Source organism: Pseudomonas sp. P110(2024) (assembly GCF_057480795.1).
This window is the reverse complement of the sequence record NZ_JBLIYT010000011.1, coordinates 216,681-235,825: the sequence shown is the minus strand read 5'-3', so window position 1 is coordinate 235,825 and position 19,145 is coordinate 216,681. Positions and strand designations below refer to the sequence as shown.

At 58.2% G+C, this 19,145-nt stretch carries 23 protein-coding genes, 1 tRNA gene and 3 pseudogenes; 11 read left to right on the top strand and 16 right to left on the bottom strand.

What is annotated here, in order from left to right:
• Window positions 1-420: 420 nt before the first annotated feature.
• From AC25ND_RS19215 to AC25ND_RS19205, 3 genes are all read left to right on the top strand, one after another.
• Entirely contained in the window at window positions 421-1,380 is a 960-nt protein-coding gene (locus tag AC25ND_RS19215; RefSeq protein ID WP_486976524.1) for a nucleoside-specific channel-forming protein Tsx, read from the top strand.
• A gap of 23 nt (window positions 1,381-1,403) precedes the next feature.
• Window positions 1,404-2,444: a purine-nucleoside phosphorylase gene (locus AC25ND_RS19210; RefSeq protein ID WP_288522500.1), complete on the top strand. Its 1,041-nt coding sequence runs from the start codon at window positions 1,404-1,406 to the stop codon at window positions 2,442-2,444.
• Between the two features lie 269 nt (window positions 2,445-2,713).
• A complete protein-coding gene (locus tag AC25ND_RS19205; RefSeq protein WP_236248420.1) occupies window positions 2,714-3,403 on the top strand; it encodes a hypothetical protein in 690 nt (229 codons plus the stop codon).
• 46 nt (window positions 3,404-3,449) lie between these two features.
• Here the strand turns inward: AC25ND_RS19205 and AC25ND_RS19200 are convergent, their stop codons facing one another.
• From AC25ND_RS19200 to AC25ND_RS19180, 5 genes are all read right to left on the bottom strand, one after another.
• Entirely contained in the window at window positions 3,450-3,764 is a 315-nt protein-coding gene (locus tag AC25ND_RS19200) for a hypothetical protein (RefSeq protein WP_236248419.1), read from the bottom strand.
• Window positions 3,765-4,096: 332 nt separating this feature from the next.
• Window positions 4,097-4,369 (bottom strand): hypothetical protein, encoded by a 273-nt coding sequence (locus AC25ND_RS19195; protein ID WP_062359697.1) that lies wholly within the window; start codon window positions 4,367-4,369, stop codon window positions 4,097-4,099.
• A 147-nt stretch (window positions 4,370-4,516) separates the two neighbouring features.
• Entirely contained in the window at window positions 4,517-4,744 is a 228-nt protein-coding gene (locus AC25ND_RS19190) for a hypothetical protein (RefSeq protein ID WP_028692304.1), read from the bottom strand.
• Window positions 4,745-4,885: 141 nt separating this feature from the next.
• Window positions 4,886-5,110, bottom strand: coding sequence for a hypothetical protein (locus AC25ND_RS19185; protein WP_213883363.1), 225 nt, complete (start codon window positions 5,108-5,110; stop codon window positions 4,886-4,888).
• A 217-nt stretch (window positions 5,111-5,327) separates the two neighbouring features.
• Window positions 5,328-5,492, bottom strand: coding sequence for a hypothetical protein (locus AC25ND_RS19180; RefSeq protein WP_155952720.1), 165 nt, complete (start codon window positions 5,490-5,492; stop codon window positions 5,328-5,330).
• Between the two features lie 106 nt (window positions 5,493-5,598).
• Between AC25ND_RS19180 and AC25ND_RS19175 the strand changes: the two genes are divergently transcribed.
• Both AC25ND_RS19175 and tnpC read left to right on the top strand, forming a co-directional pair.
• Window positions 5,599-5,832: a DUF4224 domain-containing protein gene (locus AC25ND_RS19175; RefSeq protein ID WP_213883365.1), complete on the top strand. Its 234-nt coding sequence runs from the start codon at window positions 5,599-5,601 to the stop codon at window positions 5,830-5,832.
• Between the two features lie 224 nt (window positions 5,833-6,056).
• Window positions 6,057-6,917, top strand: a pseudogene (gene tnpC, locus AC25ND_RS19170) (IS66 family transposase); the annotation flags it as partial.
• Between the two features lie 43 nt (window positions 6,918-6,960).
• Here tnpC and AC25ND_RS19165 read toward each other — a convergent pair.
• A complete protein-coding gene (locus AC25ND_RS19165; protein WP_186596749.1) occupies window positions 6,961-7,836 on the bottom strand; it encodes a LysR family transcriptional regulator in 876 nt (291 codons plus the stop codon).
• Between the two features lie 97 nt (window positions 7,837-7,933).
• Here AC25ND_RS19165 and AC25ND_RS19160 point away from each other — a divergent pair, with 97 nt between their 5' ends.
• Entirely contained in the window at window positions 7,934-8,434 is a 501-nt protein-coding gene (locus tag AC25ND_RS19160; RefSeq protein ID WP_028692302.1) for a lactoylglutathione lyase family protein, read from the top strand.
• Window positions 8,435-8,547: 113 nt separating this feature from the next.
• A pseudogene (locus AC25ND_RS19155) lies at window positions 8,548-9,344 on the top strand (NAD(P)-binding domain-containing protein); the annotation flags it as partial.
• Between the two features lie 23 nt (window positions 9,345-9,367).
• Here the strand turns inward: AC25ND_RS19155 and arsJ are convergent.
• From arsJ to AC25ND_RS19115, 8 genes are read right to left on the bottom strand one after another with little or no spacing between them, the layout of a single operon-like run.
• The gene (arsJ, locus tag AC25ND_RS19150; protein ID WP_486976523.1) at window positions 9,368-10,600 is read right to left on the bottom strand and encodes an organoarsenical effux MFS transporter ArsJ; all 1,233 of its coding nucleotides are present in this window, start codon (window positions 10,598-10,600) and stop codon (window positions 9,368-9,370) included.
• 9 nt (window positions 10,601-10,609) lie between these two features.
• Window positions 10,610-11,614, bottom strand: coding sequence for an ArsJ-associated glyceraldehyde-3-phosphate dehydrogenase (locus AC25ND_RS19145; protein ID WP_486976522.1), 1,005 nt, complete (start codon window positions 11,612-11,614; stop codon window positions 10,610-10,612).
• A 32-nt stretch (window positions 11,615-11,646) separates the two neighbouring features.
• Window positions 11,647-12,150 (bottom strand): phosphatase domain-containing putative toxin, encoded by a 504-nt coding sequence (locus tag AC25ND_RS19140; RefSeq protein WP_186596743.1) that lies wholly within the window; start codon window positions 12,148-12,150, stop codon window positions 11,647-11,649.
• 12 nt (window positions 12,151-12,162) lie between these two features.
• On the bottom strand, window positions 12,163-12,879 hold the full coding sequence (gene arsH, locus AC25ND_RS19135; protein ID WP_028692326.1) for an arsenical resistance protein ArsH: 717 nt from the start codon (window positions 12,877-12,879) through the stop codon (window positions 12,163-12,165).
• A 3-nt stretch (window positions 12,880-12,882) separates the two neighbouring features.
• Entirely contained in the window at window positions 12,883-13,944 is a 1,062-nt protein-coding gene (gene arsB, locus AC25ND_RS19130; protein WP_186596739.1) for an ACR3 family arsenite efflux transporter, read from the bottom strand.
• 18 nt (window positions 13,945-13,962) lie between these two features.
• Complete coding sequence (locus tag AC25ND_RS19125; RefSeq protein ID WP_069017335.1) at window positions 13,963-14,433, bottom strand: arsenate reductase ArsC; 471 nt, start codon at window positions 14,431-14,433, stop codon at window positions 13,963-13,965.
• A 20-nt stretch (window positions 14,434-14,453) separates the two neighbouring features.
• Entirely contained in the window at window positions 14,454-14,810 is a 357-nt protein-coding gene (locus tag AC25ND_RS19120) for a metalloregulator ArsR/SmtB family transcription factor (RefSeq protein ID WP_028692329.1), read from the bottom strand.
• Window positions 14,811-14,818: 8 nt separating this feature from the next.
• Entirely contained in the window at window positions 14,819-15,232 is a 414-nt protein-coding gene (locus tag AC25ND_RS19115; protein WP_486976521.1) for an arsenate reductase ArsC, read from the bottom strand.
• Between the two features lie 116 nt (window positions 15,233-15,348).
• Here AC25ND_RS19115 and AC25ND_RS19110 point away from each other — a divergent pair, with 116 nt between their 5' ends.
• Window positions 15,349-15,687, top strand: a complete 339-nt coding sequence (locus AC25ND_RS19110) for an ArsR/SmtB family transcription factor (RefSeq protein WP_028692330.1) — start codon at window positions 15,349-15,351, stop codon at window positions 15,685-15,687.
• A 26-nt stretch (window positions 15,688-15,713) separates the two neighbouring features.
• A complete protein-coding gene (locus AC25ND_RS19105; RefSeq protein WP_420917100.1) occupies window positions 15,714-16,088 on the top strand; it encodes an FAD-dependent oxidoreductase in 375 nt (124 codons plus the stop codon).
• 189 nt (window positions 16,089-16,277) lie between these two features.
• Here AC25ND_RS19105 and AC25ND_RS19100 read toward each other — a convergent pair whose 3' ends face one another.
• Window positions 16,278-16,802: an arsinothricin resistance N-acetyltransferase ArsN1 family A gene (locus AC25ND_RS19100; protein ID WP_186596734.1), complete on the bottom strand. Its 525-nt coding sequence runs from the start codon at window positions 16,800-16,802 to the stop codon at window positions 16,278-16,280.
• Window positions 16,803-17,161: 359 nt separating this feature from the next.
• Between AC25ND_RS19100 and AC25ND_RS19095 the strand changes: the two are divergent.
• A pseudogene (locus AC25ND_RS19095) lies at window positions 17,162-18,049 on the top strand (tyrosine-type recombinase/integrase); the annotation flags it as partial.
• Between the two features lie 109 nt (window positions 18,050-18,158).
• Here the strand turns inward: AC25ND_RS19095 and AC25ND_RS19090 are convergent.
• Window positions 18,159-18,246 (bottom strand) — tRNA-Ser (locus tag AC25ND_RS19090).
• Window positions 18,247-18,393: 147 nt separating this feature from the next.
• Here AC25ND_RS19090 and AC25ND_RS19085 point away from each other — a divergent pair.
• Window positions 18,394-19,065, top strand: a complete 672-nt coding sequence (locus AC25ND_RS19085; RefSeq protein ID WP_028692373.1) for a Bax inhibitor-1/YccA family protein — start codon at window positions 18,394-18,396, stop codon at window positions 19,063-19,065.
• The last annotated feature ends 80 nt before the right edge of the window (window positions 19,066-19,145 follow it).

The following is a 19,145-nucleotide window of genomic DNA, read 5'->3' as shown; positions in this document are numbered from 1 at the left end:
TCAGCGGCGCATGATTGGAAAAGTGCGATGAATCAATTCGCGATTTTGTACGGAGATCGGTTCATCAGGCCGACCTGGTGAAAGTCAGGGCCTGCCTGACGGCAGGCCGTTACCGGCCCGCACACAAAAAATCTGACACTTCCGCGCCGCAAGCCCATCGCTTAAACCACCCGCGTTCAATCGACCACCCATTACCGCGCAGCCCCTTGCGTGTAACTGCCTCCATCCCACGCCCATTTTCCGTGCAGCTTTTTAACCGAAAGGTCAGCTAACACCCCGAATTCAGCTTTATTTGAAAGACCTCTGGCAGGTTGGTACAGAGTATGCAAACGTTTGCTCAAAACAATTAAGCGAACAATCGCCGAAGCTTTCGCTCACCTCAGCCTTTTTGGGCTACCACCGCATGAACAAGGACTTTCAATGCGTCAACCTGCATCCCTGCGCCCAGCAGCTCGCTCCCCCCTGGCTGCCTCCCTGCTACTGGGCGCTGTTACGGGACTACTCAGCACCACCAGCCACGCCCTGAACACTGCCTCCAACGAGTCAGCCCAAGGCGAGGCCCTGAGCCCCGCCGCCGCGCCGGTAAAATCCGGCCCTTACCTGTCGGACTGGTACAACCAGAACTTCACCCTGATCGGCACCAAGGACATCAGTTTCGGCCCCCGCCCGGTCGACGATATCTACCTGGAATACGAGTACTTCGGCCGCAAGGGGCCGTTCGAGCTGTACGGCTACATCGACATCCCGAAGATCCTCGACATCGGCAACAGCCATGACAAAGGCGCGTGGGACCACGGCTCGCCGCTGTTCATGGAGCACGAGCCACGGATCTCCATCGACTACCTGGCCGGCCGCAGCCTGGCCGTCGGCCCGTTCAAGGAGTGGTACGTAGCCTTCGACTGGATCTACGACCACGGCAGCAACAGCGCCAACCGCGCCAACACCCTGTACAGCGGCCTGGGCACCGACATCGACACCCATTCGCGGGTCAACCTGTCGGCCAACTTCTATGGCCGCTACCAGTGGGAAAACTATGGCGCCAGCAACGAGTACTCGTGGGACGGCTACCGGGCCCAGCTCAAGTACATCGTGCCCCTCGGCAAGTTCGACAACGGCGCCTCGCTGACCTATATCGGCTTCACCAACTTCGATTTCGGCTCGGATCTGCACAAGGACAACCCCAACCGCACGGCCAATGCCACGGTATCCACCAACGTATTGCTGTACGCCTTCACCCACCTGCGCTTCACCCTGGTGGGCCGCCATTTCCACAATGGCGGCCACTGGCAGGACGGCAGCCAGCTGAATTTCGGCGATGGCGATTTCCGCGGCCGGTCCGATGGCTGGGGGTATTACGCCGGGGTCGGCTACCAGTTCTGATCACTTGCGCCATGGAGGCTCGCATGCACCTGATGCATCGTCTTTCCCTCGCCGTGGGCCTGGCATGCGGCATCCTGCTCACCTCGACGGCCCAGGCCGGCGAGACGGCTGCGCCGCCGATCAAGCCCAAGGTGATGCTGATCACCCTGTTCGCACCTGAGGCCCAGCACTGGATCGAGCGCCTGGAGCTGGAGCAGGAAGTGCGTGTACCGGGCCTGTCGGCGGAGTATCCGGTGATACGTTGCAACAGCCAGGACGTCTGCTTGCTGGTGACCGGCATGGGCCAGACCAACGCCGCGGCCTCGACCCTGGCACTGGCGCTATCGCCGAAGTTCGACCTGCGCAAGAGCTACTTCCTGGTCGCGGGAATTGCCGGGATCAACCCGAAGCACGGGACCCTCGGCACCACCGCCTGGGCCCATTACCTGGTGGAGTTCGGCACCCAGTGGGAGCTGGACTCGCGGGATGCGCCCAAGGACTGGCCGACGGGCTACCTGGGGATCAACACCCAGGGCCCGAACGAGAAGCCGCCGCTGGACTACAAGACCGAGGTCTTCGAACTCAATCCGAAGCTGCAAGCCAAGGCCTATGCCCTGTCACACGGGGTGAGCCTGAGCGAGAGCAAGGAATCGGCGGCCTGGCGGCTCAGGTACCCGATGGCGCCGGCCAACCAGCCGCCGGTGGTGACCCGGTGTGACACCGTGGCGGGCAACACCTGGTTTTCCGGGACGCGCCTGAGTGAGCGGGCCGAGGTCTGGACTCGATTGCTGACGGATAACAAGGGGGAGTACTGCACGACCCAGCAGGAGGATAACTCCACCTATGAAGCGCTGCTGCGGGCCAGTCGCGAAGGGTTGGTGGATGTGCAGCGGGTGGCGGTGGTGCGGGCGGGGTCTGACTTTGATCGGCCTGAGCCGGGGGGAAGTGAGGTTGAGAATCTGCTCAAGTATGACGACCAGGGTGGCTTTGTTCCGGCGCTGGAGAATCTCTATCGGACTGCCAATCCGCTGGTGCAGGAGATTCTGAAGAATTGGGCGGTTTGGGAGAAAGGGATACCGGAATGATCTGGAATTCTAAGCAGGCAACCACGTCCACCCAGTAAGCCTGCTGAATCAACTTGGACAAGAAACCCGCCGGAAGGCGGATTCTACACACAGGGATTTCGATCATAGCCGCAACTGACCATGCCATGAGAAAGAACATCGATAGGCTCCACCCTCGTCCGCGCTTCCCCGTCAGCCAAGAAGAGCAACATTCGGGTATAGATCTATTGGCACGATCGCAAGCCTGCAATAATGGCTATTCAACATCATTTCGTTAGGTTTGTTTTCTGATGCATATGCACGATCCTCTCGATGGAAGGCTGCCGTTTACCCTCAAGGGTGCGCCCAGCGGGAAAGGTTTACTAAAGGACTTCTGGGCCTGGAGCTTTTCCACCCTCCACAACACCTACCTGCGCGGGTACATCGCAGAGTACCTCGTTTACAAATCCATGCTGGACCCTCATTCTCAACTGTCCGTACCGGTCGATCACTTAAAAACGAAGATTGAGGGAGACATACACGACCTCATATTTTTCATTAAAAACAAAAAATACACCATTCAGGTCAAATCAAAAGACTCCTACTCAAAAGATCAGCGCTTTATAACTTCTTTTGCGCGGGGTTACGACCCAATAAAAGACAAAGACAACCATAAAGACCTCTGGTCAGACATTTACGTTTTTGCTTATTTAAATCTTGACAAAACCCTCTGCGAGCGGATCAAAAATCGTCATTTAAACTGGAATCGAGACCACAACTGGCAGCCCGCTCAGAAGCCAGCCCATAAAACCGACCAGTACCAATTAGCACGATCCGTCATCGAACTAGAAAACTGGAAATTCTATGTACTACCACACGCGGCACTAAAAGGCCGAAAATCTATAACTTTCAAAAAACTACAAAGCGAAACACATCCAGTAAAATGGGACGACCTGGCTAGTGAGATATATAAAACAGCCGCCACATTTGGTACTCGATGAGGACTAGCCGCCTGCACTTTTGGAGCCCCCTGAGCTTTAGCACCTCTTATTGCTGCAGTGTACGGATCAGTCTCGCTTGAACGGGTATCGCCGGACAGGTGGTTGCGCCCCATTCCGTCGCATGCTGCAGCGCCCATGCCATAGCTGCACTCAACGTCTGACCCTTGCAGTCGGTATGGCTCTCTTCAAGCAGCATTTCGCCCTTCTCTTTGTAGATACCAAAGAAGAGCTGGGTAGCCCCGAGAGGTGAAGTGCGCACTTGTACATTGATCAGGGTGCCGCAAGACAGACGCTCAGCGCAGTTGCGGAAATGCAGCTGCGGATCGGCCCAATCCCAGTCCACCTTCCCGCGATTACGCATGGTCGGGCCCTTGAGAAAAATGGAAGAACGTTGACGTAACGGTCAGCGCATAGAGCTTTCTCAGTCTCACCAGAAATAAATTGAAACGGTTACGAAATTTCACAACTGCCGCGATGGACGGAGAGGCAAACCCACGCCCACAGACAATCCGTTTGTCTTCACCAAGACGTTTGATCAAGAAGACACCTTCAAGGCCCGCTACGCTGCACAGGGCTGACTGGATGGTGTCGTATCGGCTGCCCGGGGAATGGGCCAATCAAGTTTCAACTGAAGGAGATACCAGCATGAGAGCATCCCCATGCCTACTGCAAACTAGTATGCAGAGAGTAAATCTACCTCCACCCACCCGCGACGAACGTCTTCGCTCGGAGTACTCCCCAAAGCAAGGCCCGACTCATCGTTTCATTCGGCCTGGAGCTATACGTCTCCTCTACGATTCGGTCCCCGCTTTTGGCGTACACCCCGATGAAGAGCTGCGTTTCGCCTGTCCGCGAGAGTCGGGCTTGCACGTCGATACTCCTGCCGTCATCCAGAGTTTCCTCATGATGGCTGAGGTGAAGCGCTGGGTCTGCCCACGTCCAGAATTTCTCACCGCGACATCTCATATCGGTCTCCTCTGATATCTCAGTAGGCGCGGTAATCAGAGAGATAGATATCCGTTTCGCTGAAATGCGACCAGCGGCCAAAGACTGACAGTTCCTGGCAGATTTGACACCTAACCCGAGATATCGAGGTACGGCCAATACGATCAGTCACACATCGTCGGGCTTTTTCGCAGCTGAGTCGATCTCTTCGCAGGTCTGCAGATCAGCGAATTTAATCCACTCATCAAAGGCAATTCGGTGGGCTTTGCACGTCTTCTCCCAGTCGACCCGGCTCATTCGACCGTAGGCCACCTGGTTCATCGTGGCGGCAATTTGAGCATCAAGCTCTCTTAATAGCTTATAGGCCTGATAACGGCCTTCCTTTGCGCTGGGCATGTAGCTCACCTAAGTGGTGGGATGGATGAGCTATCAGCTTCAACGGCTCATTACGGTGGACTGCGCCTTTACCGAGTCTGTTCCATGCATCGACTGCCTTACCCTTGCCTCCAACTGCTGTTACGCTTCACTTACACAGCCTCACCAGTCAGGACGCCTCAAATCGCCCGGTTTCCAATCGGCTTTCAGGATAAAGGTGAAGCTTCCAGTGAGACCTTTGCGAAGCTCCTTCGGCATCAAGAAGCCGAAGTGAATCAACCAGGAACCATCATCGAGACGGAACGTATCGCTACGGTAGCGCTCAACTTCTGCTTCAGTAATGCCAATCTCAGCTGCCACTTCTCGATTGGTAGGTTCGCGATCCATCGGTGATGCTCCTTCTGGCCTTGCGCCGGGATGCCACCAATACGCCGCAGCACGCGAATAAACCGCACTGACAGTTGCGAGCGGCGCCTGTACTAGCTGCATGATCCTTCACTGGTCGTGGCTCATCGCATTCCTTTAGGCTGCGTTGAGCTATTCGACCCGCGTTTTCACTGCACGTTAGAAAGCCGCCTTTTGACGACGGCTCTGGGAATCGTGATCACGATTTAACTGACTGCCCTTTGGCCCAGTGGGCCTTAGGTAAGCTTCGGTTAAAGCCGCTGACACCTGAGGGGACATTCTGAATTTCCCCGCCTTTAGACAAGAACTGTTCAATCTTTTGCTTCAGGTGCAAATGCGCCTGATGCGTCGCGGATTCGTACATGTTCTTACCCCTTCGATGAGCCGGACGATTGCCGACTCGCTCCCCACTATACCCCCTTTACCCCGATAGGTGCGGGTAACGGGGCTGCATATCCAAAGAGACCATCATGGAAACCGAGATGCTTTCGGACGAAGAGCTGGCCGCCCCTAGCGGCTACAAGGCCAGAGGCTACCAGCGCCGCTGGCTAGAAGAACGAGGTGGGGTATTCGTTGAAACCCTCCCACTGGTTGGTCGCCATTACGTCCGCTTGAAGCTGGGCGGGAGCCTTGGAGTTATGCCACCGGCGTCATCACCACCTGTAGTCCCTACGTGGACACCTCTCATTTCGAAGGTGAGGTGAAATGCGTCCTAGGTAGACCAAAAACAGGGACTTGCCCCTGGGTGCGTACCGACTGGGTAATTGCATTCATTTGACCACCTGTTTGCATTCGACTTGACCAGTCGTTTGCGTTCAGCGCCGCCAGGCGCGCCTTAGCTCGGCAGGGCTTTGGTACTGATAGCGCGCTTCGTAGCGGCTCAGGTAGTCGATGACATGCTCGCATGAGGGGTAGCCATCCTGAACAGGCGGGGCAAACTGGCGTGCAACTCCAGCCACTGGTCGATGCACTGCGTGAAGCGGTGCTGAGCCAGGGCGTGATCAACGCCGATGAAACACCGGTACAAATGCTTGCGCCGGGCGAGAAGAAAACCCACCGGGCCTATGTCTGGGCCTACAGCACGACGCCGTTTTCGGCGCTTAATGCGGTGGTGTATGACTTCAGCCCAAGCCGCGCAGGCGAACATGCGCGCAACTTCCTGGACTCTTGGAACGGCAAGTTGGTCTGCGATGACTTCGCGGGCTACAAAGCCGGTTTTGAGCAAGGCATCACTGAAAGCGGCTGCATGGCTCATGCTCGCCGCAAGTTCTTCGACCTGCATGTCGCGAATAAAAGTCAGCTGGCCGAACAGGCGCTGCACTCGATTGGCGGTTTATACGAGGTTGAACGCCAGGCTCGGGATTTGAGCAACGAGGACCGTTGGCGAATACGCCAGGAAATGGCGGTACCGATCAGCAGCACACTGCATGAGTGGATGTTGGCCCAGCGCGATCTGGTGCCCAACGGATCAGCCACGGCCAAAGCCCTCGATTACAGCCTGAAACGCTGGGTAGCGCTGACGCGCTACCTGGACGATAGGGCTGTGCCCATCGACAACAATCAGGTCGAAAACCAGATACGGCCATGGGCACTCGGTCGCTCGAACTGGTTGTTTATCGGGTCGCTGCGCAGTGGCAAACGGGCTGCGGCAATCATGCGTCTGATCCAGTCGGCGCGTATGAATGGGCATGATCCGTATGCATACCTCAATAATGTGCTGACACGGCTGACTACGCAGCGGGCTAGTGAAATCGATCTGTTGCTACCGCATCAGTGGACACATCGCTAATTTGTGATTCATGGAAAAATGTTTGCTAGTAGGAGTTCCCCGCTTACATCTCTTTAATCTGAGTCTTCAGTTTTTGAACGACCAGCTCTGCCCGAGTAGATAGAGGCCATTCTGAGCGGTGTATCAACCATAGCGTGTCCTCGACTAATCGTGGCCCCTGAATTACCTGGATACTTTCCGCTCGTTGAAACGCCAACCGTGCATAGCGCGGTAGCACCGTAAAGCCTAACCCTCGCGCAACAGGCTCAAGAATCAGACCAATCTGGTTGGTAAAGCCACGACAGGGAAGACTGCCGATGCCCGACTCATCAGGGTAGTAACGACTGAGCAGTCGACTGCCCATCGCGCGACCATCAGGGTGATCGATGAAGCCTATGCGTCTCAGATCCTCCCAACCTTCGACTCGCTCCGAGGCAGGTGCGATCAGCTCCAGTGGCTCCTCGGTGAAGCGACTCACGCACAAGCGCGGATCGTCGGGCTTGAACGTGACAAGGCCTAACTCGAATCGATTATCCAGTACGGCTTCGAGCACCTCCTTATCAGGGGCAAAGCGTTGTCGAATAACTAGGCCAGGATGCGTCTGCTGAACGGTCAACAGCATGGGGTACAGCACCAGTCCAATGCTGCCAGGACAGATCAACCCGACGTCTCCGTGCTTGTCATCATGCTCGGACAAGCGTTGATACAGGCGCTGATCGGCTGCGCCAACCTCCTCGCAGTAGCTCACCAGCGCTCGCCCAGCAGGTGTTAGTTCGAGCTGGCGCGGGCGGCGTATCAATAACGGGCCAAGCCTCTCCTCGAGCTTCAGCACATGCTGGCTGACAGCGGCCTGCGTCAGGTCTAGGTGCTCAGCGCAGCGAGTAAAGTTACCCTGTTCGATCAGAGCAGCGAAGGTTCTCAGCCATTGTGGATTTAGCATAACAATCTCTTATCACTACCATAATCTGATGATCATTTTCATTATGGCTCCGCCTTCCTAGACTGGCCACCTCACCAACGATGAAGAGGTACAGGTTATGTCATCAGTTTACCCACGTAGCTTCTCCCACTTAGGCTTGTCGGTAACCGATCTGGACGCTGCGGTGAAGTTCTACACTGAAGTCATGGGTTGGTACTTGATCATGCCCCCGACTACGATCACCGAGGACGACTCAGCTATAGGCGTCATGTGTACGGATGTGTTTGGTGCCGGCTGGAGCTCCTTGCGTATCGCTCACATGTCCACGGGTGATCGGATCGGCGTGGAAATTTTTGAGTTCCGTAACGCCGAAAAGCCTCAGAATAATTTTGAATACTGGAAGACCGGCATCTTCCACTTCTGCGTCCAAGATCCGGATGTTGAAGGCTTGGCAGCCAAGATTGTTGCCGCTGGTGGCAAGCAACGCATGCCTGTGCGTGAGTATTACCCTGGGGAGAAGCCATACCGCATGGTCTACATGGAAGACCCGTTCGGAAACATCCTGGAAATCTATAGCCACAGCTACGAGCTGATTTATTCGGCTGGTGCTTACAAGTGACGACTAGCGGCCCAAGCTCACAGAGCCTGGGCCGCATCATGTCCAGCAACAGTCGCATAGTCACCACACAACCGGATATCTCTCAAAAAAGGTGTGACTACCGCCCGCTTACCTATCAGTTCCCTATTGAGCGGCCAGTACGGGTCACCTCCGTCGAGCGCCTGGGCGGTACATTGCGTGTCCATTCCGAGCGCGGGTACTGGGATGCTAAAGCAGTGGTCAGTGCCACCGGCACCTGGAGCAACCCCACTATCCCTGCTTATCCCGGTGCCGAGCTGTTCCGTGGCCAGCAGTTGCATTCAGCCCACTATGTTGAGCCGCAGTCGTTCTCGGGTAAGCGAGTACTGGTCGTCGGTGGCGGAAACTCTGGGGCACAGATCTCGCAGAGGTGTCCCATGTAGCGGATGCGACCTGGGTAACGCCCACCGAGCCACTCTTCCTGCCGGATGATGTGGATGGTCGAGTGTTGTTCGAACGGGCGACAGAGCGCTGGAAAGCGCAGATGGAGGGCCGTGTGATTGAGCAGCCAGTCGGTGGGCTGGGCGATACCGTGATGGTCCCGCCTGTGGTCGAGGCGCGTAAGCGAGACGTTCTTCATGCAGTGAGGCCTTTCGTTCGCTTCACCCCCGTCGGAGTGGTCTGGGCAGACGGCTCGGAGACCGCAGTCGATGCTGTGATTTGGTGCACCGGATTCAAGCCGGCGCTGGGGCACTTGGCGAGCCTCGGGGTATTCACTGGTGACGATCGCGTCGAAGTTTCAGGTACACGTGCAGTGAATGCGCCAGGCCTATGGCTGGTGGGTTATGGCGAGTGGACAGGCTCTGCATCCGCCACCTTGATCGGGTTGACCCGCACAGCCAGAAGCACTGTCGCTGAGATCGAGCAGTTTCTGGTGAAAGCGGAGGCTTGAGTGCCTCCGTTCTTACCCTGTGCTCAGTGGGTCTGCTGAGCCATCTCGCTATGTCTGGGCAACCCGATCGAGATGAGCGCAGCAGCCAGTACGAAAATGCTGGAAACCCACAGGCAGGCCTGCAAACCGTAAGCTTGGAACACCCAGCCTGACAGCAGTGTCCCGACCAGCCGCCCCAAGGCGTTGGACATGTAGTAGAAGCCTACGTCCAGCGAGACCCCATCTTCCTTGGCATAGTTGACAATCAGGTAGCTGTGCAACGAGGAGTTCACCGCGAACAGCACGCCGAACAGCATCAGCCCACCAAGCAACACCACCTGCGCCGACCAGCCTGCTGATAGGCCCACGGCAATAAGCGCAGGCAGTCCGGCCAGGGCGAGAGCCCAAATGAAGGCCGCTCGGCCGTCGGGCACATGACCACGCTTCTTGCCGGTGATGTGAGGAGCAAACGACTGGACGATGCCGTAGCCAATGATCCACGCGGCGAGGAAGCCGCCGACCAGCCAGAAGTCCCAGCCAAACGCGGTGCTCAGGTACACCGGCAGCGCCACGACGAACCAGACGTCTCGGGCACCGAAGAGAAACAGCCGTGCGGCCGAGAGGATGTTGATGGCTCGGCTCTTGGACAGCATGTCGCGGAACTTGGGTTTGGCCTTGGCTTTGCCCAAGTCCTTTTTCAGCAGCACCAGACTGCCAATCCAGATCAGAGCCAGTACTGCCGCCATGGCCAGCACCGCCAGGGTGAAGCCGAGCAACGCGAGCAGTGCTCCGCCGAGGAAAAAGCCCATACCTTTGAGCGCGTTCTTCGAGCCCGTCAGGATGGCCACCCATTTGTAGAGCGTCCCCTGTTGGCTGCCCGGTACCAAGAGCTTGATGGAGCTCTTGGCGCTCATCTTGTTCAGGTCCTTGGCGATGCCGGACAGTGCCTGGGCGGCCATCACCCACGGCACCGTCAGCCAGTCTGCCGGCACTGTGAGCATCACAAGCGCAAAGACCTGCATGCCCAAGCCGATGTTCATGGTGCGGTTGAGTCCCAGGCGGGCGCCGAGGTAGCCACCCACCAGGTTGGTGATCACGCCGAACACTTCGTAGAACAGGAACAACGCGGCGATCTGCAGCGGTGTGTAGCCCAGCGAATGGAAATGCAGTACCACCAACATACGCAATGCGCCGTCGGTGAGGGTGAAGGCCCAGTAATTGCCGGTAACCAGCAGGTACTGACGCACCTCCGCAGACAGGGCTGACAACGCCTTCATGATCGCTATTTACTCCGCTGCGCCGACCAGGCGGGCCAGTTCAACTGCACGGTTGGCATAGCCCCACTCATTGTCGTACCAGGCGTAGATCTTCACCTGTGTGCCATTGACCACCAAGGTCGACAGCGCGTCGATGATCGAGGAGCGCGGATCGGTGCGGTAGTCGATGGACACCAGGGGGCGTTCTTCGTAGCCCAGGATGTCTTTCAGCGGTCCTTCGGCCGCCGCCTTCAGCAGCGCGTTGACCTCCTCAGCCGTCGTCTCACGCTCAACTTCGAACACACAGTCGGTCAGCGAGGCGTTGGCCAGCGGTACACGCACGGCGTGACCATTCAGCTTGCCACGCAGCTCGGGGAAGATCTCGGCGATTGCGGTGGCCGAGCCCGTGGTGGTCGGGATCAGGCTCATGCCCGAGGCACGGGCGCGGCGCAGGTCCTTGTGAGGCGTATCGAGGATGCTCTGAGTGTTGGTGAGGTCGTGGATGGTGGTGATCGATCCGTGGCGGATGCCCAGGTTCTCGTGAATCACCTTGACCACCGGGGCCAGGCAGTTGGTAGTGCAAGAGGCGGCGGTAACGATGCGGTGCTGCGCCGGGTCGAACAGGTGCTGGTTGACGCCCATCACCACGTTCAGTGCGCCTTTCTCCTTCACGGGAGCGCAGACCACCACACGTTTGACGCCCTGATCCAGATAGGCCTGGAGATCGGCTATCGATTTCATCTTGCCGCTGGCCTCGATGACCAGGTCGCAGCCCGACCAGTCGGTGTCGGCGATGGTCTTGTTCGCGGTGACCTGAATGCGCTTGCCGTCGATCACCACCATACTGCCCTCAGCATGGGCTTCACGGTGCCAGCGGCCGTGGACCGAGTCGAAGTTAATCAGGTGGGCATGGGTCTCGGCGTCTCCGGCCGGATCATTGATCCGCACAAACTCGAACTCTGGCCAGTCCCAAGACGCGCGCAGCGCCAAGCGACCGATGCGGCCAAACCCATTGATGCCTACTTTGATTGCCATGTTGTTATTCTCGCGTAGCCGTCAGCGGACGGTCAGAGGGTATTGGCGAACTGGTTGATGTAGTCGACGTGCGCAGGGTTCTGAATTGCACGTGGGCGCAGGGCCTGGACCTGATCAACAGCTTCCTGCACTGGAATGCCGCACTCGATCATCAGGCGGGCCGCAAACAGGCCGGTGCGCCCGGAGCCGCCTTTGCAGTGAATGGCGATCATCTTGCCAGTCATCACCAACGCTTTCAGACGTTCCCGGTGGATCTCCCAGGCGGCAGCAAAGGGTTCGCCGGGTGCCTGGTCGTCCTCTACCGGCAGGTGGAACCATTCGAGGCCGAGCAGTTGGCACTCCTCGGGCAGCAGGTCGATCTCGTTCTGCAGCAGCTCTTCACTCGGCATCAGGGTGACCAGTGCACTCGCACCGGCTTCGCGCAGCGTTGCCAGCGCTTGGGATACCGAGGTGTCCTTGGTACCAGGGCACGGTGTGAAGATCAGCTGGCCGATCAGCTCAGGAGTCGCCAACACGGAGTACGGGTGCAGTTGCATGCTCAGAAAGCCTCAGATGGAGCGTTGATTAACGCGTTTGGATAGCTCTTCAGCCGACTCTTTACGTTCGGAGTAGCGATCGACCAGGTAGTCGGAGCGATCACGAAGCAGTAGGGTGAACTTCACCAGCTCTTCCATCACGTCGACAACACGGTCGTAGTACGCCGAGGGCTTCATGCGGCCGGCCTCGTCGAACTCCAGGTAGGCCTTGGGTACGGACGACTGGTTGGGGATGGTGAACATGCGCATCCAGCGGCCGAGGACGCGCAGCTGGTTGACCACGTTGAACGACTGCGAGCCGCCGCAGACCTGCATCACCGCGAGGGTCTTGCCCTGCGTTGGGCGCACGGCGCCCATGCTCAGTGGAATCCAGTCGATCTGCGACTTGAACACACCAGTCATCGCGCCGTGGCGCTCAGGCGAGCACCAGACCATGCCTTCCGACCACAGCACCAGCTCACGCAGTTCCTTGACCATGGGGTGGTCATCGGGCACGTCATCCGCCAGTGGCAGGCCGGAGGGATTGAAGATCCGCGTCTCCGCACCGAAGTGCTCCAGCAGGCGTGCCGCTTCTTCTGTCAGCAGACGGCTGAAGGAGCGCTCGCGGGTCGAGCCGTACAGCAGCAGGATGCGAGGCTTATGGGTGGACTTTTGCTCGACTGCCAGTTTGTCTGCTGTCGGCAGGTCGACCAGATCGTTGTCGATGTTGGGGATGTGATGTTCGGTCATGATTTACTCCTGAGACAAGGCACCAGAGGGCTGATCAAACCAGCGGCGCTTGAGCCACAAGGCCACGCCCACCAGCGAGATCAACACCGGCACTTCCACCAAGGGGCCGATGACAGTGGCAAAGGCAACCGGCGATGCGAGGCCGAAGGTGGCGATGGCCACGGCAATGGCCAGCTCGAAGTTGTTGCTCGCTGCGGTGAACGCCAGCGCGGTGGTGCGCGGGTAGTCGGCCTCCAGCAGCTTGCCCATCCAGAAGCTGATGAAGAACATCACCACGAAGTAGATGGTCAGCGGGATGGCGATGCGCAGCACATCCAGCGGCAGCTGCAGCACCATGTCGCCCTTCAGGCTGAACATGGCCACGATGGTCAGCAGCAACGCCACGAGCGTCAGCGGACTGATCTTCGGAATGAAGCGCACCTGGTACCAGGTCTCACCCTTGCTACTGATCAGGATCTTGCGGGTCAGGAAACCGGCCAGGAACGGGATGCCCAGATAGATCATCACCGACTGAGCGATGTCGAGGAAGCTGGTCTCGATGACGCTCCCCTCAAGGCCAAACAGCGGCGGCAGCAGGCCCAGGAAGATCCAGGCGTACACGCTGAAGAACAGGATCTGGAAAATGCTGTTGAAGGCGACCAGGCCCGCCACGTACTGGTTGTTGCCACCGGCGATCTGGTTCCACACCAGCACCATGGCGATACAGCGCGCCAAGCCGATGAGGATCAGGCCAGTCATGTACTCAGGCTTGTCGGAAAGGAACACTACTGCCAGCCCGAACATCAGTACCGGGCCGATTACCCAATTCTGGACCAGCGACAGCACGAGGATGCGCTTGTCCTTGAAAACCTGAGGAAGTTCCTCGTATTTCACCTTCGCCAGCGGCGGGTACATCATGACGATGAGGCCAATCGCGATGGGGATGTTTGTCGAGCCTACCGACAGGCTGTTCAGCCACGCGGGCAATCCCTGGAGCAAGCTGCCCAGGGCGATACCGAGGCCCATGGCCAGAAAGATCCAGACCGTCAGGTAACGGTCAAGGAAGGAAAGTCGGCTTTTGCTCATGGTGGATCTCCCTAAACGTCAGAGCGTTCCGATGCGGGCCAGCTCGACCTTGAGCTGCCCGGCATTCAGTTGTTCAAAAGGCAGTGCAAGGAATGCCGTGATACGTCGCTCGATCTGCTCAAGCGTGGTGTCGAAAGCCGCATCCAATTTGGCGGCGCTACCCTGCAGGTCCGATGGATCGGAAAGCCCCCAATGGGCTTTTACTGCCGGCCCGAAAAACACAGGACAGGCTTCGCCGGCGGCCTTGTCGCAGACAGTGATGACGAAGTCCGGTGCCAGCTCGGCGTGTGCATCGCTGGATTTGCTGCTGAGGCCATCGGTGGAAATACCGGCGCGCTGCAGCGCGGAGATGGACAGCGGATGTACCTCGCCCTTGGGCTGGCTGCCGGCGCTGTAGGCCTTCATACCGGCCGGGGCCAGGTGGTTGAACACGGCTTCTGACAGGATGCTGCGGCAGCTATTGGCGGTGCAGAGGAACAGAACTCTCATCGATTTTCGCTCGGCAGTGATCAGCAGCAGGTGGCGACGCGCTGTGGGCGGTCACCCATGGCGTCCAGTCGAGTGGAACTGCTGTTCAGCCACTCGCTATTGGCCTCCAGCGTCGTTTTCAGGATCTCGCGTACCCAGGCGGGCAGCTCCGGATGTAGCCGGTAGTAAACCCATTGGCCCTGGCGGCGGTCTGCCAGCAGGTCACACGTGCGCAGCTGCGCCAGGTGGCGGGAAACCTTGGGCTGGCTTTCCTCCAGCGCACAGGTCAGCTCACAGACGCAGAGCTCTTCCTCGCGGGCGATCAGCAACATCATCCGAATGCGGTTCTCGTCGGCGAGGCATTTGAAAACCTTGGTAGGGGTCAGTGGATCAGTCATACCGATTCTCAGTGTTGGGTTTTCACGAGGACGAACATCTTGATGCGCTCATGGATCTCGTGAAGCGTATGGCGGAAGGCATCGTGTTTGTCGCTGGTGACCGGATCTTCGAAGTGCCACGCCAAGCGATCGCCCAATGCCGGCAGTAACTGGCATTCCAGCGCCGCCTTGTCGCAAAGGGTGATGACGTAGTCGAAGCGCTCGTCGGCGAACTCATCGATGGACTTGCTGCGCAGGTCGCTGGCATCGATACCGAGGTGCTCAAGCGCCGCGTAGGTACGCGGATCTACTTCGCCAGGCTGAGTACCGGCGCTGAATGCTTCAAAGCGCACAGGGTCTGTGTGTCGGAGCAATGCTTCGGCGAGCTGGGAGCGAGCAGCGTTTGCGGTGCAAACAAACAGGACGCGGATCTTGCCAGTCATCACGAGGTGCTCTGCGTGTATATGGTTTTTCGAATATACGCTTTTTCGAATGTATCGCAACCCCTCCGATGATGGGTGGCTTTACATGTGCATATTCGTGCACATATATTGGCGGCATGACGACCAACCAGAACCTCCGCACCCAAGCCATCGACGCTGCCATCGAGTCGCTGGACGAAGCCTTCTTCAAAGCACTCTGCGAGCCCTCCAGGGTCGCGGTGTTCAAGCGCGTGCTCCTGCTGGGCCGGGCGGATGTCGGCGAAATCGCTAAAGAACTGCCGCAGGAGCGCTCGGTGGTCTCCAGGCATCTGCAGGTGCTGCACGATGCCCAGATCGTGAAAGCCACCAAGGTGGGCAGGCAGGTGTTCTACGAAGTGAATGGTGGGGCGATCGTCGAGCGCCTTGAGGGGCTGCTCCAGCGAACCAAGGGTCTGGTTTCGCTGTGCTGCCCGTAGCTCGTGCCCTTTTTTTGTCCTGATATATGCATGAGTGCGCACATATGAATAAATCGAGTCGCGCGGTGGATGTGATCGTCATCGGTGGTGGGCAAGCGGGTTTGGCGCTTGGCTGGCATTTGCAGCAACAGGGCTTGGACTTTCTCATCCTGGATGAGCAGACGCGCCCGGGTGGAAACTGGCGTAACTACTACGACAGCCTGCAACTGTTCTCCCCGGCAGAGTATTCAGCGCTACCGGGTTTCCCGGCGATCCCCAGGGCTACCCGCTGCGAGACGAAGTGGTGCAGTACGGGAAGGCTCTGGATACCGAACGACTCCAGCGCAAAGCGATGTTCCAGAAGGTGTTGCCCGATGGCGTCCTCTGGCCAGATGGAACGGCCCAGCAGGCCGACGCGCTGATTTTCGCCACGGGTTTCCGGCCGAACCTGGAGGTTCTGGCACGCCTTCCAGTCGCCGACCAGCAAGGTCGTGTCCTGCAGCGAAACGGCGTGGCAGATCAGTTGCCAGGCCTGTACTTCGTCGGTCTGCCCAAGCAAAGGAACTTCGCCTCGGCAACCCTCAGGGGTGTAGGGGCTGACGCCGGCTATCTCATGCCGCAGTTGCTTCGCCATCTGGACCGGGTTGGTTCGACGGGAACACCCGCTCAACAATCGCGCAATCCAGCCAGCGACCTTCAAGGAAAGCGTGCTTCTCATAGACGCCAACCGTCCTGAAACCGCAGGACTGGCAGAGCGCGAGACTCGCCTCGTTGAAGGTGAAAATGCGGGAGAGGACTTTCCAGAAACCACGTGCCTCAGCCTCGCTGAGCAATGCCTTGAGCAGCGCCTTGCCGATGCCACGTCCGCGGACGTCACGGTGCAAATAGATCGAGAAGTCGGCGATGCCGGCGTAGCACGAACGTGCGCGGTAGCTGCTCAGGTTTGCCCACGCCACTACCGCGCCGTCGACCTCGACGACCAGCACCGGATGGCGAGACATGTCGGCCACCCAGGGCTGCACATCCATGGCGGTGCGTGGCAGGGTCTCGAACGTAGAGCTGCGGTCTTCGATCCCCTGGTTGTAGATCTCGGCAATGGCCTGGACATCGCTGAGTTGAGCAAGGCGGATGTGCATCTGACTTCCTTTCGCGGGAACTAGTGGTTAAAGGACTGCATTTTTCTTTCGGCAACTGCCTATTCCCCCCCGGCGTACCAGCACTGTACAACGCGGGCATGGGGATTTTCACATTTCGGCGGCGACTCGCCGAGCAATCAGCACTTTTTAGGGATGTCCGCAACCAACAAATCGACGGGGAAACTGTTCGACTTGCTCTCCCTCGATGCACTCCCAAGCCCATTTCCGTAGCGATGCGCTGCGCAGAAAATCGCCCGCCTTCTACGAAGCTTTTCGCAAGGCAAAGCAACGGGGGAGGATTGAGGTGCCGCTGTTTGATGTCCCGAACCGTAGAGGGTCATTTGCCCTGTCGCCCCCGGCGTCAAAAATGGGCTGAGCTGGAAGCGAAAGACAAGCCTCTTGATCTGCTGCTTAATGAAAGCGATCTTCGCGCGACGTAATCCCCGAGAAGGCAGAACGAACACCAAAGGACAATCTGGCAAAGCTCCGCCAGCTTCGCCCCTTCTTCGACGAGGCGCCGATTGACGCAAAAACGCCGGTCCTAGTCGCACAGTACCGGGATGCCAGGTCAGCGCCCGTGAGGGCAAATCGGGAGATCGCACTTCACTCCCACGTCTACAACCTGGCCCGAGAGTGGGGCTCACCACGAAGGAGAACCCTTGCCAAGGTGTGCGTAAAAACAAGGAGACGCCCCGAGATTTCTACGCCAATGACGCGGTCTGGAGTGCGGTATATGCGAAGGCGGTTGATGATCTGAGGGTCGCCATGGACTTGGCGTATTTGACAGGTCAGCGTCCTGCGGACGTGCTGGTGATGAGGAAGGATCACATCAAGGACAAAGCCCTCGGCGTCAAACAGAAGAAGACCCACAAGAAGCTGCGGATCATGCTAGAGGTGGACGGATTGGCCAGCGGGATGGGCGTCCTGATCGAAAAGATCTTGAAACGCAACGAGGCTCATGGCTCGCCCTACTTGATACTCACCGAGGCGGCAAACGGGTCACAGCCGCGATGCTACGACACCGCTGGGACGATGCACGAGAGCAAGCGGTGAAGGAGGCTGTAGCAGCCGGAGACCAAGTACTGGCAGGCCGCATCAGCCAGTTCCAGTTCCGTGACATTCGCCCGAAAGCGGCTTCAGAGATCACCGATATCGACCACGCAAGCCTGCTGCTTGGCCACACCAAGGGCGACATTACCGAGCGGGTTTATCGTCGAATTGGAGCCTTGGCGAAACCCACCAAGTAGCGAAGTATTGTCAGCGCTGACAAATCAAACCATTCCAGCGGGTGTTCCCATGGGTAGTTTTACTATGCCCAAAAACGCAAAAAGCCCTGAAAAATCAGGGCTTTGAATATGGCGGAAGCGTAGAGATTCGAACTCTAGGATAGTTGCCCATCGACGGTTTTCAAGACCGTTGCCTTAAACCACTCGGCCACGCTTCCAGCTTGTTTTGCGGCGGCAATCATACCGTAATGTAACAAGCTGTCAAACTCTCTGTGTCGCGCCCTGCGACAGCTCTGATATGCTCTGCCTCATACGTTCCACTACCGTCGGTCCCGGACCGCGGTCTCACCCCAAAGGAGTGCGCCATGCGCGAACAGGATTACGCCGTCCAACACGGCCAGCAGGTCGAGCAGCAGGAGGTCAGCAAGGTCCTGCGCAACACGTACAGCCTGCTGGCCCTTACCCTCGCCTTCAGCGGCATCATGGCCTTCGTCGCACAGCAGATGCGTGTCGGCTACCCGAACATCTTCGTGGTGCTGATCGGCTTCTACGGCCTGTTCTTCCTCACCAACAAGCTGCGTGACTCGGCCTGGGGCCTGGTGTCTACCTTCGCCCTCACCGGCTTCATGGGCTTCATCCTCGGCCCGATCCTCAACCGCTACCTGGGCATGGCCGGTGGCGCCGAAGTGGTCAGCTCGGCCTTCGCCATGACTGCCCTGGTGTTCGGCGGCCTGTCGGCCTACGTGCTGATCACCCGCAAGGACATGAGCTTCCTCAGCGGCTTCATCACCGCCGGCTTCTTCGTCCTGCTGGGTGCCGTGGTGGCCAGCTTCTTCTTCCAGATCAGCGGCCTGCAACTGGCGATCAGCGCTGGCTTCGTACTGTTCTCGTCGGTCTGCATCCTGTTCCAGACCAGCGCCATCATCCATGGCGGCGAGCGAAACTACATCATGGCCACCATCAGCCTGTACGTGTCGATCTACAACCTGTTCGTCAGCCTGCTGCAGCTGTTCGGCATCATGGGCCGCGACGACTGATCGAATCGGTTGACAGCGCCTCACAAAAAGCCCGCTTCGGCGGGCTTTTTCGTGCCTGCTGAACAGCGGTAGCAAAGCCA

What these genes read in the sequence shown, in the direction of transcription:
- AC25ND_RS19215 (WP_486976524.1), top strand. Translation starts at nt 421, where the DNA reads ATGCGTCAACCTGCATCCCTGCGCCCAGCAGCTCGCTCCCCCCTGGCT.
- AC25ND_RS19210 (WP_288522500.1), top strand. Translation starts at nt 1,404, where the DNA reads ATGCACCTGATGCATCGTCTTTCCCTCGCCGTGGGCCTGGCATGCGGC.
- AC25ND_RS19205 (WP_236248420.1), top strand. Translation starts at nt 2,714, where the DNA reads ATGCATATGCACGATCCTCTCGATGGAAGGCTGCCGTTTACCCTCAAG.
- AC25ND_RS19200 (WP_236248419.1), bottom strand. Translation starts at nt 3,764, where the DNA reads ATGCGTAATCGCGGGAAGGTGGACTGGGATTGGGCCGATCCGCAGCTG.
- AC25ND_RS19195 (WP_062359697.1), bottom strand. Translation starts at nt 4,369, where the DNA reads ATGAGATGTCGCGGTGAGAAATTCTGGACGTGGGCAGACCCAGCGCTT.
- AC25ND_RS19190 (WP_028692304.1), bottom strand. Translation starts at nt 4,744, where the DNA reads ATGCCCAGCGCAAAGGAAGGCCGTTATCAGGCCTATAAGCTATTAAGA.
- AC25ND_RS19185 (WP_213883363.1), bottom strand. Translation starts at nt 5,110, where the DNA reads ATGGATCGCGAACCTACCAATCGAGAAGTGGCAGCTGAGATTGGCATT.
- AC25ND_RS19180 (WP_155952720.1), bottom strand. Translation starts at nt 5,492, where the DNA reads ATGTACGAATCCGCGACGCATCAGGCGCATTTGCACCTGAAGCAAAAG.
- AC25ND_RS19175 (WP_213883365.1), top strand. Translation starts at nt 5,599, where the DNA reads ATGGAAACCGAGATGCTTTCGGACGAAGAGCTGGCCGCCCCTAGCGGC.
- AC25ND_RS19165 (WP_186596749.1), bottom strand. Translation starts at nt 7,836, where the DNA reads ATGCTAAATCCACAATGGCTGAGAACCTTCGCTGCTCTGATCGAACAG.
- AC25ND_RS19160 (WP_028692302.1), top strand. Translation starts at nt 7,934, where the DNA reads ATGTCATCAGTTTACCCACGTAGCTTCTCCCACTTAGGCTTGTCGGTA.
- arsJ (WP_486976523.1), bottom strand. Translation starts at nt 10,600, where the DNA reads ATGAAGGCGTTGTCAGCCCTGTCTGCGGAGGTGCGTCAGTACCTGCTG.
- AC25ND_RS19145 (WP_486976522.1), bottom strand. Translation starts at nt 11,614, where the DNA reads ATGGCAATCAAAGTAGGCATCAATGGGTTTGGCCGCATCGGTCGCTTG.
- AC25ND_RS19140 (WP_186596743.1), bottom strand. Translation starts at nt 12,150, where the DNA reads ATGCAACTGCACCCGTACTCCGTGTTGGCGACTCCTGAGCTGATCGGC.
- arsH (WP_028692326.1), bottom strand. Translation starts at nt 12,879, where the DNA reads ATGACCGAACATCACATCCCCAACATCGACAACGATCTGGTCGACCTG.
- arsB (WP_186596739.1), bottom strand. Translation starts at nt 13,944, where the DNA reads ATGAGCAAAAGCCGACTTTCCTTCCTTGACCGTTACCTGACGGTCTGG.
- AC25ND_RS19125 (WP_069017335.1), bottom strand. Translation starts at nt 14,433, where the DNA reads ATGAGAGTTCTGTTCCTCTGCACCGCCAATAGCTGCCGCAGCATCCTG.
- AC25ND_RS19120 (WP_028692329.1), bottom strand. Translation starts at nt 14,810, where the DNA reads ATGACTGATCCACTGACCCCTACCAAGGTTTTCAAATGCCTCGCCGAC.
- AC25ND_RS19115 (WP_486976521.1), bottom strand. Translation starts at nt 15,232, where the DNA reads ATGACTGGCAAGATCCGCGTCCTGTTTGTTTGCACCGCAAACGCTGCT.
- AC25ND_RS19110 (WP_028692330.1), top strand. Translation starts at nt 15,349, where the DNA reads ATGACGACCAACCAGAACCTCCGCACCCAAGCCATCGACGCTGCCATC.
- AC25ND_RS19105 (WP_420917100.1), top strand. Translation starts at nt 15,714, where the DNA reads ATGCATGAGTGCGCACATATGAATAAATCGAGTCGCGCGGTGGATGTG.
- AC25ND_RS19100 (WP_186596734.1), bottom strand. Translation starts at nt 16,802, where the DNA reads ATGCACATCCGCCTTGCTCAACTCAGCGATGTCCAGGCCATTGCCGAG.
- AC25ND_RS19085 (WP_028692373.1), top strand. Translation starts at nt 18,394, where the DNA reads ATGCGCGAACAGGATTACGCCGTCCAACACGGCCAGCAGGTCGAGCAG.